The organism is Variovorax atrisoli 110B (assembly GCF_000382045.1).
Taxonomy (GTDB): Bacteria; Pseudomonadota; Gammaproteobacteria; order Burkholderiales; family Burkholderiaceae_C; genus Variovorax; species Variovorax atrisoli.
The window spans coordinates 77467-94131 of the sequence record NZ_KB907466.1 but is presented as its reverse complement, the minus strand read 5'-3'; the positions used below and the strand labels follow the sequence as shown (position 1 = coordinate 94131).

The following is a 16665-nucleotide window of genomic DNA, read 5'->3' as shown; positions in this document are numbered from 1 at the left end:
TTTTTGGACCTTTTCCATGCAACAGATCGACCATCTCATCGGCGGCAAGTCCGTCAAGGGCTCGGACTACTTCGAGACCGTCAACCCCGCCACGCAGGAAGTGCTGGCCGAAGTCGCCTCGGGCGGCGAAGCCGAGGTCAACGCCGCGGTGGCCGCCGCGAAGGAAGCCTTTCCCAAGTGGGCCGGCATGCCCGCGCCCGAGCGCGCGAAGCTCATCCGCAAGCTCGGCGACCTCATTGCGAAGAACGTGCCCGAGATCGCGCAGACCGAGACCAACGACTGCGGCCAGGTCATCGCGCAGACCGGCAAGCAGCTGGTGCCGCGCGCGGCCGACAACTTCTACTACTTCGCCGAGATGTGCACGCGCGTGGACGGCCACACCTACCCCACGCCCACGCACCTGAACTACACGCTGTTCCATCCGGTGGGCGTGTGCGCGCTCATCAGCCCGTGGAACGTGCCCTTCATGACGGCCACCTGGAAGGTCGCGCCCTGCCTGGCCTTCGGCAACACGGCCGTGCTGAAGATGAGCGAGCTCTCGCCGCTGACGGCCGCGCGCCTCGGAGAACTGGCACTGGAGGCCGGCATTCCGCCCGGCGTGCTGAACCTGGTGCACGGCTACGGCAAGGAAGCCGGAGAGCCGCTGGTGAGCCACCCCGACGTGCGCGCCATCTCGTTCACCGGCTCCACGGCCACCGGCAACCGCATCGTGAAGAGCGCGGGCCTGAAGAAGTTCAGCATGGAGCTCGGCGGCAAGAGCCCCTTCGTGATCTTCGAGGACGCCGACCTCGACCGCGCGCTCGATGCGGCCGTGTTCATGATCTTCAGCAACAACGGCGAGCGCTGCACGGCCGGCTCGCGCATCCTGGTGCAACAGTCGATCTACGCCGACTTCGCCGCGAAGTTCGCGGAGCGCGCGAAGCGCATCACGGTGGGCGATCCGCTGGACGAGAAGACCATCGTCGGCCCGATGATCTCGCAGGCCCACCTGGCCAAGGTGCGCAGCTACATCGAGCTGGGCCCGAAGGAAGGCGCGACGCTGCTGTGCGGCGGGCTGGAAGCCCCGTCGAACCTGCCCGACCGCGTGAAGAAGGGCAACTACGTGGTGCCCACCGTCTTCGCCGACGTGGACAACCGCATGAAGATCGCACAGGACGAGATCTTCGGACCCGTCGCCTGCCTCATTCCGTTCAAGGACGAGGCGCACGCCATCGAGCTGGCCAACGACATCCAGTACGGCCTCTCCAGCTACGTGTGGACCGAGAACATCGGCAAGGCGCACCGCGTGGCCGCCGCCGTGGAAGCCGGCATGTGCTTCGTCAACAGCCAGAACGTACGCGACCTGCGCCAGCCCTTCGGCGGCACCAAGGCCTCGGGCACCGGCCGCGAAGGCGGCACCTGGAGCTACGAAGTGTTCTGCGAGCCGAAGAACGTGGCGGTGTCGCTGGGCTCGCATCACATTCCGCACTGGGGCGTGGCGTGAGCCACGATCCAACAGCCGTGCAGAGGCGTGGCGTGAGTCACGATCCGACAGTCGTGCAAGGGCGTGGCGTGAGCATGCAACGCCGCACGCTGCTGCAAGGCGCGGCCGCCCTCGCGGCCCTGCCCTCGCTCGCACGCGCGCAGGGCACATGGCCCGCCAAGCCGATCCGCGTGATCGTGCCCTTCACACCCGGCGGCACCACCGACTTCGTCGCACGCCTCGTCGGCACGGAGCTGTCGAAGACGCTGGGCCAGCCGGTGGTCGTCGACAACAAGCCCGGCGCGGGCACGGTGATCGGCGTCGACGCCGCGGCCAAGGCTGCGCCCGACGGCTACACCTTCGTCTGCGTGGCCAACAGCTTCACGGCCAACCAGACGCTGATCCGCAAGCTGCCCTACGACACGCAGAAGGACCTGCGCCCGGTCGCGCTCATGGGCATGTCCGAGCACGTGCTGGCCACGCATCCGGGCAACGGCCTGAAGACGCTGGCCGACCTGCGCAACGCCGCCAAGGCGAAGCCCGGCACGCTGAGCTTCGCTTCCTTCGGCAACGGCACCTCGGCCCATCTCTCGGGCGAGATGCTCAGGCTGCAGATGGGGCTGGACATCGTGCACGTGCCCTACAAGGGCCAGGGCCCGGCGCTCACCGACCTGCTCGGCGGCCAGGTGACGATGATGTTCGGCAACTGGCCCGAGTTCCGCGGCCACATCCAGAGCGGCAAGCTGGTGGCGCTGGGCATGGCGACCGCCCAGCGCTCGCAGTACGCACCGTCCATACCCACACTGGCCGAACAGGGCGTGGCCATCGAGTCCAATTCGTGGAACGGACTGCTGGCGCCCGCCGGCACGCCCGACGCCGTCGTGCAGCGCATGAACGCCGAGGTGAACCGCGCGCTCGCGGGCCCTGCAATGGCCGATGCCTTCCAGAAGGGCGGCATCGCGTCGCTGTCGGGCACGCCGGAGCGCTTCGCGGCCTTCATCCAGAGCGAGATCGCGAAGTACGCCGAGGTGATCCGCAAGGCCAACATCCAGATCGAAGGCTGAACCATGAGCCTCTATGCGATGCAGAAATTCCTCTTCGCGCTCAACCGCGAGCCCGAGGTGCAGCGCCGCTATGCCGAGGGCGGCGAGACGCGCGCGGCACTGCTGGGCGCCTACGACTTCACCGAGGAGGAACGCGAGGCCATCGACACCGGCGACATCGGCAAGCTCTACGTGCTCGGCTGCAACGGCCAGCTGCTGATGCACTTCGCGCCGCTGCTGGGCATTCCGTGGGCCGACTACCTCGAGGCCATGCGCGAGGGCGTGCGCAAGTACGGCCCGGTGCGCGCGGGCATCTACGCAATGACAACGGGCACGGACGAAAAGGTGGCAGGAATATGAAGACCCCCACGCTCCCCACTTCGTGTGGTTCGCTGCCCCCCGAGGGGGCGCTCGATGCCCTTCGGGCGGCCGGGCGGGCATCGATATGAGCCTCGTATTCGCAGGCGTGTGCAGCCACGCCCCCGGCATCACCGGCCGCGCGCATCTTGCCGACCGGGCCGTGAAGGACGAGTTCCACGCGCAGTTCCATCGCTTCGGCGAGGCGATGCGCGCGACGAAGCCCGACGCGGTGATCGTGATCGCCGCCGAGCACTTCGCGAACTTCTTCATGAACAACATGCCGGCCTACGCGATCGGCATGGCCGACAGCTACGAAGGCCCGATCGAAGACCCGAAGTGGCTGGGCATCGAGAAGCACCGCATCCCCGGCGACGCCGCGCTGTCGCAGCGGCTGATCCGCGAGGTGATGCAGACGGTGGACGTGGCCTACGCGGAGGAGTGGAAGTTCGACCACGGCATCATGGTGCCGCTGAATTTCCTCACGCCTGCGTTCGACACCAAGGTCATTCCCGTGAACATCAACTGCCAGGGCCCGCCGCTCACGCCGCTGCACCGCGCGTGGGCCTTCGGCGAGGCGCTGCGCCGCGCCTGCGACAAGCTGCCCGAGCGCATCGCGCTGGTGGGCACGGGCGGCATCTCGCACTGGCCGGCCACGCCCGACTCGGGCAAGGTCAACGCCGAGTGGGACGCCGAGTTCATGCGCCGCTGGTGCGCCAACGACCGCGAGGCGCTGCTCTCGCAGGACGACTACGGCGACGAGGCCACCTACCGCGAAGCGGGCCAGGGCGGCTTCGAGATCCGCACCTTCATCAGCGTGGCGGCCGCCGCGCGCGGCAAGGGCGAGATCTTCCACATGAAGGCGATCCCGATCTTCGCGGTGACCTGCACGGCCGCGACGATGTCGGTCGAATGAACCGGAGGAAGCGACGATGCCCCACCTGGTGATCCTCTACACGCCGAACATCGAGGCCGAGACCGACATGTCGGCCCTGTGCCGCACGCTGGCCGACACCATGCTCGCGCAGCGCGACGAAGCAGGCAAGGCGGTGTACCCCACCGGCGGCACGCGCGTGCTGGCCTACCCGGCAGCGCACTTTGCAGTGGCCGACGGCAAGGCGGACTACGCCTTCGTCTACCTCAACCTGCGCATGGCCGCGGGCCGCTCCGAGGCGGTGAAGAAGAAGGCCGGCGACGACCTGCTGGCGGCCGTGCGCGCGCACTTCGCGCCGATCTTCGAAAAACGCCACATCGGCATCACGCTGCAGATCGACGAAAGCCCCGGACAGGTGTACGACGGCAAGCACAGCAACCTGCATCCGCTGTTCAACAAGAGCTGAACGACAGGAAAAGAACGGACCCACATGCTCTCCCAAGCCACCATCGCCCAACTGGCCGCCGAGCTGCACGAAAGCGAGAAGTCGCGCGTGCAGGTCGAGCACTTCTCCAAGCGCTTTCCCGAGATGACCATCGAGGACGGCTACGCCATCTCGCGCGAATGGGTGAAGGCCAAGATCGCCGAGGGCCGCACCGTCAAGGGCCACAAGATCGGCCTGACCTCGCGCGCGATGCAGCAGTCCAGCCAGATCGACGAGCCCGACTACGGCACGCTGCTGGACGACATGTTCTTCGAGCAGGGCGGCGACATCCCGTTCAAGCGCTTCATCGCGCCGCGCATCGAGGTGGAGCTGGCGTTCGTTCTGGGCAGGAAGCTGCAGGGCCCGAACGTGACGATGTTCGACGTGCTGGCCGCCACCGACTACGTGGTGCCCGCCATCGAGATCATCGACGCGCGCATCGAGCAGTTCGACCGCCACACCAAGGCGCCGCGCAAGGTGTTCGACACCATCTCCGACAACGCGGCCAACGCCGGCATCGTGATGGGCGGGCGGCCGGTGAAGCCCGACGCGGTGGACCTGCGCTGGGTGAGCGCGCTGCTGTTCAAGAACGGCGTGATCGAGGAATCGGGCGTGGCCGCCGCCGTGCTCAACCACCCGGCCAACGGCGTGGCCTGGCTCGCGAACAAGCTCGCACCGTGGGACGAGTGCCTGGAAGCCGGCGAAGTGGTGCTGGGCGGCTCGTTCACGCGGCCCACGACGGCCGTGCCCGGCGACACTTTCCACGCCGACTACGGCCCGCTCGGCTCCATCTCATTCCGCCTTGTATGAAGCTCGCCCCCAGGCTTCGCGCACTTCGTGTCGCTTCGCCACCCCCCTACCGGGGGCAACACCTGCGGCCCGGCAAAGCCGGTTCCCCGGTGTTCCACGAATAGAGACACCCCCTTTCCCTCCCAGGACTGAACATGCACACACCCATCAACACCTTCAAGCAGGCCCTCGCGGCCGGCAAGCCCCAGATCGGCCTGTGGGTCGGGCTGGCCGACGGCTACGCGGCCGAGATCCTGGCCGGCACCGGCTACGACTGGCTGCTGGTCGACGGCGAGCACGCGCCCAACGACGTGCGCTCGGTGCTCGCGCAGCTGCAGGGCATTTCCAGCGCGTGGTCGGCGCAGGCCGAGGCCGACCGCTCGCATCCCATCGTGCGCATCCCGGTGGGCGACACCACGCTGATCAAGCAGTACCTCGACATCGGCGCGCAGACGCTGCTGGTGCCGATGGTCGACACCGCGGAGCAGGCCGCGCGCCTGGTGCAGGGCATGCGCTACCCGCCCGAGGGCATCCGCGGCATGGGCAGCGCGCTCGCCCGCGCCTCGCGCTGGCAGGCCTACCCCAACTACCTGCACGAGGCCAATGCGCAGACCTGCCTGCTGGTGCAGGCCGAGACGGTGGAGGCGATGAAGAACCTCGACGCCATCGCGGCCACGCCGGGCGTGGACGGCGTGTTCATCGGCCCGGCCGACCTGTCGGCCTCGATGGGCTTCGTGGGCCAGCCCAACCACCCGGAGGTGCAGGCGGTGATCGCCGATGCGATCGCGCGCATCCTCAAGGCGGGCAAGGCGCCGGGCATCCTCTCGACCACCGAGGAGCAGGCGCGCAAGTGGCTCGCGGCCGGCGCGCTGTTCGTGGCGGTCGGCGTGGACACCATCGTGCTGGCGGCGGCGGCGAAGCAGCTGCTGGCCAGGTACAAGGCGGCGCCCGGCGCGGCCTCACCCAACGGCTACTGACAACGGCCACCGATCTTCTTCACATGGGAGCACCTGCAATGCAACGCACCACCCTCGCCGCAACGGCCGCGGCCGCCACCCTGTTCCTCGCCGCCTGCGCGCCCATGGGCGGCGGCAAGCCCGGAACCACCGCCCAGCAGGAGGCGAACCGCCAGGCGGTGCTCGCCTTCTACGAGAAGGGCCTGAACCAGAAGGACGCCGACGCGGCCCTGCAGTACGTGGGCAACCGCTACGTGCAGCACAACCCCACGGCGGCCGACGGCCCCGAGGGCTTCCGCAAGTTCATCGCCTTCCTGCGCGAGAAGTTCCCGAACTCCAGGAGCGAGATCAAGCGCAGCTTCGTCGACGGCGACTACGTGATCCTGCACGTCAACGCGATCCGCGAGCCGGGCACGCGCGGCAGCGCCATCGTCGACATCTTCAAGCTCGAGAACGGGAAGATCGTCGAACACTGGGACGTGGTGCAGCCCGTGCCCGAGACCGCCGCGAACAGGAACGGCATGTTCTGACCGCCCTCCTTGCGCAATACAACCCGCCAGCCGACGCCAGCCCGATGACCAAGCCCGACGACACGAACGACAGCCGCAGCAACGACAGCAGCAGGCGCTTCCGCTCCGCCACCATCCGCGAGGGCACGATCCGCGCGACCACGCGCAGCTTCCTGCACGCGCTGGGCCAGGACGACGAGGACATCGCGCGCCCGCACGTCGGCGTGTTCCACACCGGCGGCGAGATGAGCCCGTGCAACCTCAACCTGCGCGAGCAGGCGCAGCACGCCAAGACCGGCATCTACGCCGGCGGCGGCACGCCCCACGAGTGCCCGGTGGTGTCGATCAGCGACGGGCTGACGATGGCGCACTCGGGCATGCGCTTCTCGCTGATCTCGCGCGAGCTCATCGCCGACAGCGTGGAAGCCTCCACGCGGGGCCACCAGTGGGACGGCATCTTCGCCATCGGCGCCTGCGACAAGAACCTGCCGGGGCTGATGATGGGCATGGTCCGCTGCAACGTGCCCAGCGTGTTCGTGCACGGCGGCTCGGCGCTGCCGGGCCAGATGCCGGGCCCCGACGGGCAGGACCTCAACGTGGTCGACACCTACGAGACCATCGGCAAGGTGCTGGCCGGCACCGCGACGCACGACGAGCTCGACGCCATGAGCCGCGCCTGCCTGCCCACGGCCGGCGCCTGCGCGGGGCAGTTCACGGCCAACACCATGGGCATGGTGTCGGAGGCGCTGGGCCTGGCGCCGATCGGCTCCAGCATGGTGCCCGCCGTGTTCAGCGAACGCGCGCCGCTGATGCGCCGCGCCGCGAAGCAGCTCATGAAGGCGGTCATGGGCGACGGCCCGCTGCCGCGCGACATCGTCACGCGCAAGGCGCTGGAGAACGCCTGCGCCATCGTGTCGGCCACGGGCGGCTCGACCAACGCGGCGCTGCACCTGCCGGCCATCGCGCACGAGGCGGGCATCAGGTTCCACCTCGACGACGTGGCCGAGATCTTTGCCCGCACCCCGCTCGTCGCCGACCTGCGCCCGGGCGGCAAGTACCTGGCGCGCGACGTGTTCTACATCGGCGGCGCGGGCGTGATCCTGCGCACCCTGCTGGAGCAGGGCTTCCTGCACGGCGACGCGCTCACCTTCACCGGCCGCACGATGGCAGAGGAACTGGCCGGCGCGCTGGCTCCGGACGGCCGCGTGGTGCGCGAGGCGGGCAACCCGATCACGCGCGACGGCGGGCTGGCGGTGCTCAAGGGCAACCTGTGCCCCGACGGCGCGCTGCTGAAGACGGCCGGGCTGAAGACGCTGGTGCACCGCGGCCCGGCGCGGGTCTTCAATTCCGAGGAAGAGGCGCAGGCCGCCGTGCAGAACCGCCGCTACGAGGCGGGCGACGTGATCGTGATCCGCAACGAAGGGCCCAAGGGCAGCCCGGGCATGCGCGAGATGCTGGGCATCACCGCCCTGCTCTACGGTCAGGGCATGGGCGACAAGGTGGCGCTGCTGACCGACGGGCGCTTCTCCGGCGCGACGCGCGGCCTGTGCATCGGCTACGCCGGGCCCGAGGCGGCGGACGGCGGCCCGATCGCGGCGCTGCGCGACGGCGACATGGTGTCCATCGACGCGCGCGCGCAGGCGCGCTCGATCACGGTCGACCTGACGGCCGAGGAAATCGCGTCGCGGCTTGCCGGACGTGAGGTAAACGCGGGGGTCGCGCGAGGCGGCCTGCTGGAAAAATACGCGCTCACCGTGCGCCCTGCCCACCAGGGCGCCGTGACCCACTCGGGCGCGGTCACCTGGCTGCGCGACGAGTCTTGATCGACCCCTCCACAACCACCGTCCGGAGAGAGACACCATGAGCTTCACGCGCCGCCAGATCCTGCAGACCACCAGCGCATCCGCCCTGATCGCCAGCCTCGGCCAGAACGTCTTCGCGCAGGCGACGACCAACCTCGAGACCGCCACCATCGTCACCGGCTTCGCGGCCGGCGGCACCTCCGACACCACCTGCCGCCGCCTGGCGACCAAGCTCGGCGGCGACTACGCGAAGACCGTGGTCGTCGACAACCGCACCGGCGCAGGCGGGCAGATCGCCGTGGGCTACGTCAAGGGCCGCCCGGCCGACGGCAGCACCATCCTGCAGACGCCGACCTCGATCCTCACGATCTACCCGCACATCTACAAGAAGCTGCCGTACGACCCGATGGTCGACATCACGCCGGTGAGCCTGGCGTGCATCTTCGACTTCGGCTTCGCGGTGGGCCCGGCGGTGCCGGCCAGCGTGAAGACCGTGCCCGAGTTCCTGGCCTGGGCCAAGGCGAACCCGGCCGGTGCCAACTACGGCTCGCCGGCCGCGGGCTCCACGCCGCACTTCATCGGTGCGCTGCTGGGCAAGAAGGGCGGCGTGGAACTCAAGCACGCTGCCTACCGCGGCACGCAGCCGGCCATGCTCGACCTGCTGGGCGGCAACATCTCGGCGGTCTCGGGCCCCATCGGCGACATCACGCAGCACCTGCCCACGGGCAAGGTGCGCATCCTGGGCGTGTCCGGCGCCAAGCGCAGCCGCTTCGCTCCCGAGGTGCCCACCTTCGGCGAACAGGGCCTGAAGGACATGGCGCACAGCGAATGGTTCGCCTTCTTCCTGCCGGCCAAGGCCTCGCCCGAACTGGTGGCGAAGCTGAACGCGGCGATGAAGAACGCGCTCGTGCAGAAGGACGTGATCGACGGCCTCGGCACCTTCGGGCTGGAGGCGATGTCCTCCACCCCGGCCGAGCTGACCGAACTGCTGAAGAAGGACACCGCCAAGTGGGGGCCGATCGTGAAAGAGGTCGGCTTCACCGCGGAGGGCTAGACCACCCCGTTTCTTGCTCACTTCGTGTAGCCGAATCCCCCTCGAGGGACAACACCGGCGGCCCGGCAAAGCCGGTTCCGCGGTGTTCCTTCTTAAGGGCAGAGGCCGACGCGGTGGGCGAGCCATCCAGATAGAAGGAACTGCCATGAACGCAATCGCCACCGCCGCGCCGTCTTCCACGTCTGCGCTTGTCCATCCCTCGATCCATCCGGACGAGCGCGCCGCGCGCGAACAGCTCGCGGCCTGCTATCGCGTGTTCGCGATGCTGGGCTGGACCGAGATGATCTACAACCACATCACGGTGCGGCTGCCCGACAGCGTGACCGGCGGCGAGAAGCAGTTCCTCATCAACCCCTTCGGCCTGCACTACAGCGAGGTCACGGCCAGCAACCTGGTGAAGATCGACCTGCAGGGCAAGGTGCTCGACGGTTCGTCGTACCCGGTGAACCCGGCCGGCTTCACGGTGCATGCGGCCATCCATGACGGGCTGGAGGGCGCGCACTGCGTGATGCACACGCACACCACGGCCGGCGTGGCCGTGGCCTGCCTGCAGGGCGGCCTGCAGCAGACCAATTTCTATACGGCGCAGCTGCACGACATGGTGGCGTACCACGACTTCGAGGGCATCACGATCCATGCCGACGAAGGCCCGCGCCTCCTGAAGAGCATCGGCGACCGCAACGCGGTGATCCTTCGCAACCATGGCCTGCTGGCCTGGGGGCAGACGCTGCCGCAGACCTTCGCGATCCTGTGGACGCTGCAGCGCGCCTGCGAGATCCAGATGGCGACCTTCTCCATGGGCCAGGCCATTCCGGTGAGCGAGGAGATCGCGCGGCGCTGCACGCGCGACGCGCTGCAGTTCAGCCCCGAGCACGGCGCGGGCCAGGACGTTTTCAACGCGCTGGTGCGGCAGGTGGACCGCATCGACGCCTCGTACCGCAACTGAACCGAAGCGACCGAGCTCATGAAGATCTGCATTTACGGCGCCGGCGCGATCGGCGGATGGATCGGCGTCGGCCTCGCCCAGGCGGGCGAACGGCTGAATGTGGTGGCGCGCGGCGCCACGCTCGAGGCGCTGCAACGCGACGGCCTGTCGCTGATGCGCGGCAGCACGGGTGGAGAGGTGCGCACGCGCGTGCCGGTCAACGCGGTGGCCGACCCGGAGTCGCTCGGCGTGCAGGACCTGGTGGTCATCGCGGTGAAGGCGCCGGCGCTGGCCGGCGTCGCGGAGCGCATCGGGCCGCTGATCGGCGCCGACACCATCGTGCTGGTGGCGATGAACGGCGTGCCGTGGTGGTTCCTGGAAGGCGGCTTCGGCGGCCCGATCAGCGGCCACCGGCTCGCGGCGGTGGACCCCGAAGGCGCCATCGCGCGCGCCATTCCCTCGCGCAACGTGGTCGGCTGCGTGGTGCACGCGAGCTGCTCGCTCGACGCGCCGGGCGTGGTGCGGCACCACTTCGGCAACGGGCTGATCATCGGCGAGCCCTCGGGCGAGGCCACGCCCCGCGTGCAGAAGCTGCTGGCGCTGCTCAACAGGGCCGGCATCGACACCACGCTGTCGCCGCAGATCCAGAAGGACGTGTGGTTCAAGCTCTGGGGCAACATGACGGTGAACCCGATCAGCGCCCTCACCGGCTGCACCACCGACCTGATCATGGGCGACGACTACGTGCGCGGCTTCATCTCGGCGGTGATGCTGGAGGCCAAGGAGATCGGCCGGCGCATCGGCATCGAGATCACCCAGAGCCCGGAAGACCGGCACGAGATCACCAAAAAGCTGGGCGCCTTCAAGACTTCCATGCTGCAGGACGTGGAGGCCGGGCGCTCGGTGGAGCTCGACGCGCTGGTGACGGTGGTGCGCGAACTGGGCGAGCTGACCGCCGTGGCCACGCCGTTCACCGACGCGCTGCTGGGACTGGCGCGGCTGCGCACGCGGCAGCTCGGGCTCTACTGAGCACCGGGCCACCGGCCAGAGTCAGGCCGCGCACAGGTTCGGCCCGCAGACTGAAAAGAGACGGGGGTGGGGATTGCGGGGGCCGCAAACCCTGTACCTGCGCCTTTCTTCTTGGGCTATCCTCTCGCCACTCAAAAATGCACGTAGCGATTTATTACACACCACCAAGGCTGCATGCATGTCCGAGCACAAGGGGAGACGGATGCGTTTGATCTTCATCGAGCTGCTGGTGGCGCTGGTGCTGCTGCCCATCAGCGGCCTTTTCTGGTGGTGGGCCTTCGGCATGGGCGGCCTCGCGGTGGCCGGCTTCGTGGTGGTGGCCGGCGGTGCCCTCTATCTGGTGGTGCGGGGCGTGCGCTCCGCCAAGAAGCAGCTCGGCCACCCGGGCGACGATCGCGAAGAATAGACAAAGCCGGGCCTGCAACGGGCCTGGACGCCACGGCCGTGGCGCAGAAACATTCGCATTCAATTCGCCGGCGATCGGCACCGGATTTCTCCTCGATTCGTACACCCCGCGCCATCTCATGGGGCGCGGATGAACTCTTTTTACTGATTTATTTCGATCGCGACAGCCATTACGCACGTTTCAATGATCGAAATATGAAACACATCCTGGCGCCCAAAAGCACCAAGCTCAAAAGGCAATACGAAAGTTTTGTCCGCATCGAAGAAATTCCGAACCTGCACGAAATAGCCGTCCAATTAGGCTGAAATCACTCTTCGGCCGAATGGAACGTCATTGCACGTACTTGGTGATTTCAGCCCCGACACGGGGCATCCCCGCTTCGGGATTAATCAGAAAACCGTAATTCCAGAGCAGCCCAGGGGGATGGAACGCCGACAACACCGCCCAACGATGCACTGTCGCCTCCAGCAGGCAAGTTGATGCTCCTGGCCCACGCCTTGTCGGTCGATTCCTACTTCGATACATTTCATTACAAAATCGAACGCAATATCAAAAACCCTATGGGACCTGACTTTGTGGAACGAAAACCACAATCTCCCGACGATACGGGGTAATAAATAGGTCGCAATTTAGCGGCTTCGGAAGTGCCTGCAAAACGGGCAGTGCACACCCCCTTTTCAGAGTGAAAAACGCACTCCGCAAGCCATGTTCCGGCATGACCCTGTGGCCGGCGTGGTCGACGCACGAATAGACACGTCATTTGCGTCTACTCCACCAAAAAGTCGCCTCGAGAAGGCAGCGAGAATTCGCGCTCCTGCAGGCCTGCCGATAAATCGACGGGGCCCCGGTCAATTCGAATTCATCAAAAAGAATTAACCGGTGCAATCGAGCAATTTCAGGCTCGGGCTTTGCATGTGGAATCGCAGTTTTTGAAATAACCCAAGTTCGCAATGGAGTTCCATTTGTCACGCTACCTGTACCTGACGGGTTGGAGTGCCGCCCTGGTTGGGGCGTTGGCGCTTCAGGGCTGCGCGCCGGGCTTCGGCTCGGTGGCGGCCTACGAGCCCGACCGGAGTCCGGCGCCGGCACTGGCGGCCGACGGCATGCCGGCCGAGGGCGGGCTGGTGCCGATCTCGCCCAGCCTCATCAGGGCCATGTCCGACGCACGGCCCACGGCGGTGCCGCCGGACGTGAAGGCGCTGTTCGGCGAAGCGCCGCCCTACACGATCGGCCCGGGCGACGTGGTGGGCGTCATCGTCTACGACCATCCCGAGCTGCTGCCGCATGCCGGCGCCGTGATCTCCCAGCAGGTGGACCCCACCGGCATCAGCGTCGCGCCCGGCTTCATCGTCGACGCCTCGGGGCAGATCAGCTTTCCCTACATCGGACGCGTGAAGATGCAGGGCCTCACCGAGATCGAGGCCTCCGACCTGATCGCCAGGCAGATCGCCAGGTACATCAAGGACCCGCAGGTGACGGTGCGCATCCAGTCCTTCCGCAGCCGCCGCGCCTTCGTCGAGGGCGAGGTGAACTCGCCGGGCCTGCAGATCTTCACCGACGTGCCGATGACGCTGGCCGAGGCGCTCAACCGCGCGGGCGGCATCACGGCCGCGGGCGACCGCTCGTTCATCACGCTCACGCGCGGCGACAGGACCACGCTGATCGACCTGCCGAGGCTGCAGGACATCGGCATAGGCGCGAGCCGCATCCCGCTGCACAACGGCGACGTGGTGCAGGTGCGCAACCGCGACGAGAGCAAGGTGTTCGTGATGGGCGAGGTGCTCAAGCCCTCGGCGCTGAACATGCACAACGGCCGGCTCAGCCTCAACGAGGCGCTGGGCGAGGCCGGCAGCGCGAACCTGGGCACGGCGAACACGGGGCAGATCTACGTCGTGCGGAACAACCGCAACGGCGAGGGCACCGATGCGACGAGCACGCCTTCGGTCTTCCACCTGAACGCGAAGAACCCGGCCGCGCTCGCACTGGCCGACCGCTTTCCGCTGCAGCCGCGCGACGTGGTCTACATCGACTCCGTGCCGCTGGCCAGCTGGAACCGCGTGGCCAGCCTGATCCTTCCCGCAGCGCAGGTGCTCGACATCGGCGACCGCGTCTACATGAACCACCGATGAGATCCGTGCTGACAGTCTGCATCGGCAACATCTGCCGAAGCCCGATGGCGGAAGGCCTGCTCGCCGCAGGCCTGCCGCAGCTGCGGGTGTTCTCGGCCGGCACGGGCGCGCTCGTCGGCCGGCCGGCGGACGCCACCGCGCGCAGGCTCATGCAGCTGCGCGGCATCGACATCTCGGGCCACGTCGCGCAGCAGGTGAGCCAGCTGCTGTGCCGGCAGGCCGACCTGATCCTGGTGATGGACCGCGACCAGCGCCGCCATCTGGAGACGGCCTACCCCTTCGTGCGGGGCAAGGTGTTCCGCATCGCCGAGTTCGAGGGCCACGACGTGCCCGACCCCTACGGCAAGGACGAGGCTGCGTTCGAGCATGCCCTGGCGCTGATCGATGCCGGCGCGCGCGCGTGGATCGACCGCATTCTGAAAATCACGAAACCCGAGCAGCAACCGACATGAACGCAACCCAGCAAGCCGCGCTGCCGCTGCAAGCCATGGATGAGGATGGTGATGGCATCAACCTGGCCGAGTACCTCGACATCCTGATCGACAACCGCTGGCTCGTCGCGGCCGTCGCCCTCGTGGCGGTGCTGCTGGGAACGGCCTACGCCTTCCTCGGCAAGCCGGTCTACGAGGCCAATCTCGCGGTGCAGGTGGAGGACAGTGGCAACTCCGCGGGCAGCTTCCTCGGCGATGCGGCCTCCTCGCTGCTGAGCGTGAAGACGCCGGCCGCGGGCGAGATCGAGATCCTGCGATCGCGCGCCATCCTCGGCAAGGCGGTGGAGAACACCAAGCTCTACATCAGCGCACGGCCGCGCTATGCGCCCTTCGTGGGCAGCTGGCTCGCGCGCCGCGCGACCGGGCTTTCGGAGCCCGGCTTCATGGGGCTGTCGGGCTACGTGACGGGCACCGAGAAGATCCTCGTGCCCCGCTTCGACGTGCCCGCCGACTTCGAGGACAAGCCGTTCACGCTGACCCTGGCCACCGACGGCAGCTACGAACTGAGCAGCGCCGACATCGAGACGCCTTTGAAGGGCACCGTCGGCACGCTGCTGGAGGCGAAGCTGCCCGGCGTCGCCAACGGCAACCTGAGCCTGATGGTGAGCAGCATCGAAGCCAGGCCCGGCGCGCAGTTCGTGCTGGTGCGCTCTTCCGCGCAGCTCACGCTGCTGGCGCTGCAGGACGCGCTCAAGGTGGTCGAGAAGGGCAAGCAGTCGGGCGTGCTCGACGTGAGCTGGAAGAACCCCGACCCCGAGAAGCTGACGCAGCTGCTCAACGAGATCGGCCGGCTCTACGTGCGGCAGAACATGGAGCGCAAGGCGGCCGAGGCCGAGAAGACGCTGGGCTTCCTCGACGGCGCGCTGCCCCAGTTCAAGAAGCAGCTCGAGCAGTCCGAAGACATCTACAACCGCTACCGCAACCAGAACGGCACCGTGAGCCTCGACGACGAGGCGAGGAACGCGCTGGCCCAGACGGTGGACCTGCAGTCCAAGCTGCTGGAGGCCGAGCAGAAGCGGCGCGAGCTCACCTCGCGCTTCACGAACGAGCACCCGAGCGTGCAGACGCTCGACGCGCAGGTCGCCGCATGGAAGAGCGCGCTGGCCGCCGTCGACGCACGCATCCGCAAGATGCCCGAGCTGCAGCAGAACACGGTGCGCATGCAGCGCGACATCAAGGTCAACACCGACCTCTACGTGTCGCTGCTCAACAGCTCGCTGCAGATGCGGCTGGCGAAGGAAGGCAAGGTCGGCAACGTGCGCCTGCTCGACGAGGCCATCGTTCCCGAAGAGCCGGTGTGGCCGAAGCGGCCGCTGGTCATCGCGCTGGCGGCGATCCTCGGGCTGGCGGCGGGCCTGGGCGCGGCGATCGCGCGCAGCTCGTTCTTCGGCGGCATCCGCAACCCGGCGGAGATCGAGAGCCACACCGGCCTCAACGTCTACAGCAGCGTCCCGCTGAGCACTGCGCAGCGCACCATCGACAGGAACATCGAGAACAAGGTGGCCGGCAAGCACGTGCTCGCGCACCTGCAGCCGGAAGACCCGGCGGTGGAGAGCCTGCGCAGCCTGCGCACCGCGCTGCAGTTCGCGATGCTGGAGGCGACCAACAACCGCCTGCTGATCTCGGGCGCGACGCCGGGCGTGGGCAAGACCTTCGTCTCGGTGAACTTCGCGGCGATCAGCGCGGCCACGGGCAAGCGGGTGCTGCTGGTCGACGCCGACCTGCGCAAGGGCCGGGTCAGCCAGTTCTTCTCCATCCCGCGCTCCGCGGGGCTGTCGGAGCTGATCGCCGGCACGCTGAGCCTCGAGCAGGCCATCCGCGCTGCCGTGCTGCCCAACCTGGACGTCATCACCACCGGAGTGCTGCCGCCCAACCCGGCGGAGCTGCTCACCAGCGAGTCGTTCGTGGAGGTGCTGGAGAAGCTGTCGCCGCTGTACGACCTCGTCGTGATCGACACGGCCCCGGTGCTGGTGGCCGCCGACACCGCCTCGGTGGCGCCGCTGGCCAGCACCCTGCTGCTGGTGGCGCGTGCCGAGAAAACCCAGCTCGGCGAATTGAACGAGACCGTCAGAAGGCTCGCCCATGCAGGCAGGAGCGTAAATGGCGTAATTCTGAATGCTATTGATTTAAGCCGTAGGCATGCTGGAAGCGGCGGCTACAAATATGGCGCTTACAAACAGTTGCAATACACATACAATACCAACAGGGATTCCACTTAGACCGTCTGAATTGGAGTTAAATTCAAAATCATGCGACGGATTTCGGTCTCTCACATCGATTGGATACTCAAATAGTATTCGGCATCAAAAGGCATTACAAATGATCTTTAATTCATTCGTATTGCCTTCATCGAGT

Annotated in this window: 17 protein-coding genes; all 17 read left to right on the top strand. The window is 67.4% G+C overall.

Annotation, left to right across the window (positions count from 1 at the left end; genetic code table 11):
* Positions 1–16: 16 nt before the first annotated feature.
* The 17 genes from hpaE to G369_RS0131110 all read left to right on the top strand — a co-directional run bounded on the left by hpaE (position 17) and on the right by G369_RS0131110 (position 16529).
* Positions 17–1483, top strand: a complete 1467-nt coding sequence (hpaE, locus tag G369_RS0131185; protein WP_019658004.1) for a 5-carboxymethyl-2-hydroxymuconate semialdehyde dehydrogenase — start codon at positions 17–19, stop codon at positions 1481–1483.
* A gap of 74 nt (positions 1484–1557) precedes the next feature.
* Positions 1558–2526, top strand: a complete 969-nt coding sequence (locus G369_RS0131180) for a tripartite tricarboxylate transporter substrate binding protein (RefSeq protein WP_019658003.1) — start codon at positions 1558–1560, stop codon at positions 2524–2526.
* A 3-nt stretch (positions 2527–2529) separates the two neighbouring features.
* Positions 2530–2865, top strand: coding sequence for an aromatic ring-opening dioxygenase subunit LigA (locus tag G369_RS0131175; RefSeq protein ID WP_019658002.1), 336 nt, complete (start codon positions 2530–2532; stop codon positions 2863–2865).
* Positions 2866–2950: 85 nt separating this feature from the next.
* On the top strand, positions 2951–3778 hold the full coding sequence (locus G369_RS0131170; protein ID WP_019658001.1) for a DODA-type extradiol aromatic ring-opening family dioxygenase: 828 nt from the start codon (positions 2951–2953) through the stop codon (positions 3776–3778).
* A gap of 16 nt (positions 3779–3794) precedes the next feature.
* Entirely contained in the window at positions 3795–4202 is a 408-nt protein-coding gene (locus tag G369_RS0131165; protein WP_019658000.1) for a 5-carboxymethyl-2-hydroxymuconate Delta-isomerase, read from the top strand.
* 24 nt (positions 4203–4226) lie between these two features.
* Positions 4227–5030 carry a 2-oxo-hept-4-ene-1,7-dioate hydratase gene (hpaH, locus tag G369_RS0131160; RefSeq protein ID WP_019657999.1) on the top strand — a complete coding sequence of 268 codons (804 nt, stop codon included), beginning with the start codon at positions 4227–4229 and terminating at the stop codon, positions 5028–5030.
* Positions 5031–5164: 134 nt separating this feature from the next.
* Complete coding sequence (gene hpaI / locus G369_RS0131155; protein WP_019657998.1) at positions 5165–5986, top strand: 4-hydroxy-2-oxoheptanedioate aldolase; 822 nt, start codon at positions 5165–5167, stop codon at positions 5984–5986.
* A 38-nt stretch (positions 5987–6024) separates the two neighbouring features.
* Complete coding sequence (locus tag G369_RS0131150; RefSeq protein WP_019657997.1) at positions 6025–6495, top strand: nuclear transport factor 2 family protein; 471 nt, start codon at positions 6025–6027, stop codon at positions 6493–6495.
* A gap of 44 nt (positions 6496–6539) precedes the next feature.
* The gene (gene ilvD, locus G369_RS0131145) at positions 6540–8297 is read left to right on the top strand and encodes a dihydroxy-acid dehydratase (protein ID WP_019657996.1); all 1758 of its coding nucleotides are present in this window, start codon (positions 6540–6542) and stop codon (positions 8295–8297) included.
* Positions 8298–8334: 37 nt separating this feature from the next.
* The gene (locus tag G369_RS0131140) at positions 8335–9330 is read left to right on the top strand and encodes a Bug family tripartite tricarboxylate transporter substrate binding protein (protein WP_019657995.1); all 996 of its coding nucleotides are present in this window, start codon (positions 8335–8337) and stop codon (positions 9328–9330) included.
* A 145-nt stretch (positions 9331–9475) separates the two neighbouring features.
* The gene (locus G369_RS0131135; RefSeq protein WP_019657994.1) at positions 9476–10276 is read left to right on the top strand and encodes a class II aldolase/adducin family protein; all 801 of its coding nucleotides are present in this window, start codon (positions 9476–9478) and stop codon (positions 10274–10276) included.
* 18 nt (positions 10277–10294) lie between these two features.
* Positions 10295–11284: a 2-dehydropantoate 2-reductase gene (locus tag G369_RS0131130; protein ID WP_019657993.1), complete on the top strand. Its 990-nt coding sequence runs from the start codon at positions 10295–10297 to the stop codon at positions 11282–11284.
* Between the two features lie 202 nt (positions 11285–11486).
* A complete protein-coding gene (locus tag G369_RS0131125) occupies positions 11487–11690 on the top strand; it encodes a hypothetical protein (protein ID WP_026346788.1) in 204 nt (67 codons plus the stop codon).
* 38 nt (positions 11691–11728) lie between these two features.
* The gene (locus G369_RS38840; RefSeq protein ID WP_157773833.1) at positions 11729–11995 is read left to right on the top strand and encodes a hypothetical protein; all 267 of its coding nucleotides are present in this window, start codon (positions 11729–11731) and stop codon (positions 11993–11995) included.
* Between the two features lie 645 nt (positions 11996–12640).
* On the top strand, positions 12641–13819 hold the full coding sequence (locus G369_RS0131120) for a polysaccharide biosynthesis/export family protein (RefSeq protein WP_019657990.1): 1179 nt from the start codon (positions 12641–12643) through the stop codon (positions 13817–13819).
* Complete coding sequence (locus tag G369_RS0131115; protein ID WP_019657989.1) at positions 13816–14271, top strand: low molecular weight protein-tyrosine-phosphatase; 456 nt, start codon at positions 13816–13818, stop codon at positions 14269–14271. The genes G369_RS0131120 and G369_RS0131115 overlap by 4 nt, the downstream gene beginning before the upstream one ends.
* The gene (locus G369_RS0131110) at positions 14268–16529 is read left to right on the top strand and encodes a polysaccharide biosynthesis tyrosine autokinase (protein ID WP_019657988.1); all 2262 of its coding nucleotides are present in this window, start codon (positions 14268–14270) and stop codon (positions 16527–16529) included. The genes G369_RS0131115 and G369_RS0131110 overlap by 4 nt, the downstream gene beginning before the upstream one ends.
* Positions 16530–16665 lie beyond the last annotated feature (136 nt).

Excerpts from the sequence above, each read along its gene's own strand:
- G369_RS0131110 (WP_019657988.1), top strand. The coding sequence starts at position 14,268 with ATGAACGCAACCCAGCAAGCCGCGCTGCCGCTGCAAGCCATGGATGAG.
- ilvD (WP_019657996.1), top strand. The coding sequence starts at position 6,540 with ATGACCAAGCCCGACGACACGAACGACAGCCGCAGCAACGACAGCAGC.
- hpaE (WP_019658004.1), top strand. The coding sequence starts at position 17 with ATGCAACAGATCGACCATCTCATCGGCGGCAAGTCCGTCAAGGGCTCG.
- G369_RS0131140 (WP_019657995.1), top strand. The coding sequence starts at position 8,335 with ATGAGCTTCACGCGCCGCCAGATCCTGCAGACCACCAGCGCATCCGCC.
- G369_RS0131170 (WP_019658001.1), top strand. The coding sequence starts at position 2,951 with ATGAGCCTCGTATTCGCAGGCGTGTGCAGCCACGCCCCCGGCATCACC.
- G369_RS0131120 (WP_019657990.1), top strand. The coding sequence starts at position 12,641 with ATGGAGTTCCATTTGTCACGCTACCTGTACCTGACGGGTTGGAGTGCC.
- G369_RS0131165 (WP_019658000.1), top strand. The coding sequence starts at position 3,795 with ATGCCCCACCTGGTGATCCTCTACACGCCGAACATCGAGGCCGAGACC.
- G369_RS0131115 (WP_019657989.1), top strand. The coding sequence starts at position 13,816 with ATGAGATCCGTGCTGACAGTCTGCATCGGCAACATCTGCCGAAGCCCG.
- G369_RS0131135 (WP_019657994.1), top strand. The coding sequence starts at position 9,476 with ATGAACGCAATCGCCACCGCCGCGCCGTCTTCCACGTCTGCGCTTGTC.
- G369_RS0131150 (WP_019657997.1), top strand. The coding sequence starts at position 6,025 with ATGCAACGCACCACCCTCGCCGCAACGGCCGCGGCCGCCACCCTGTTC.
- G369_RS0131175 (WP_019658002.1), top strand. The coding sequence starts at position 2,530 with ATGAGCCTCTATGCGATGCAGAAATTCCTCTTCGCGCTCAACCGCGAG.
- G369_RS0131180 (WP_019658003.1), top strand. The coding sequence starts at position 1,558 with ATGCAACGCCGCACGCTGCTGCAAGGCGCGGCCGCCCTCGCGGCCCTG.
- G369_RS0131130 (WP_019657993.1), top strand. The coding sequence starts at position 10,295 with ATGAAGATCTGCATTTACGGCGCCGGCGCGATCGGCGGATGGATCGGC.
- hpaI (WP_019657998.1), top strand. The coding sequence starts at position 5,165 with ATGCACACACCCATCAACACCTTCAAGCAGGCCCTCGCGGCCGGCAAG.
- hpaH (WP_019657999.1), top strand. The coding sequence starts at position 4,227 with ATGCTCTCCCAAGCCACCATCGCCCAACTGGCCGCCGAGCTGCACGAA.
- G369_RS0131125 (WP_026346788.1), top strand. The coding sequence starts at position 11,487 with ATGCGTTTGATCTTCATCGAGCTGCTGGTGGCGCTGGTGCTGCTGCCC.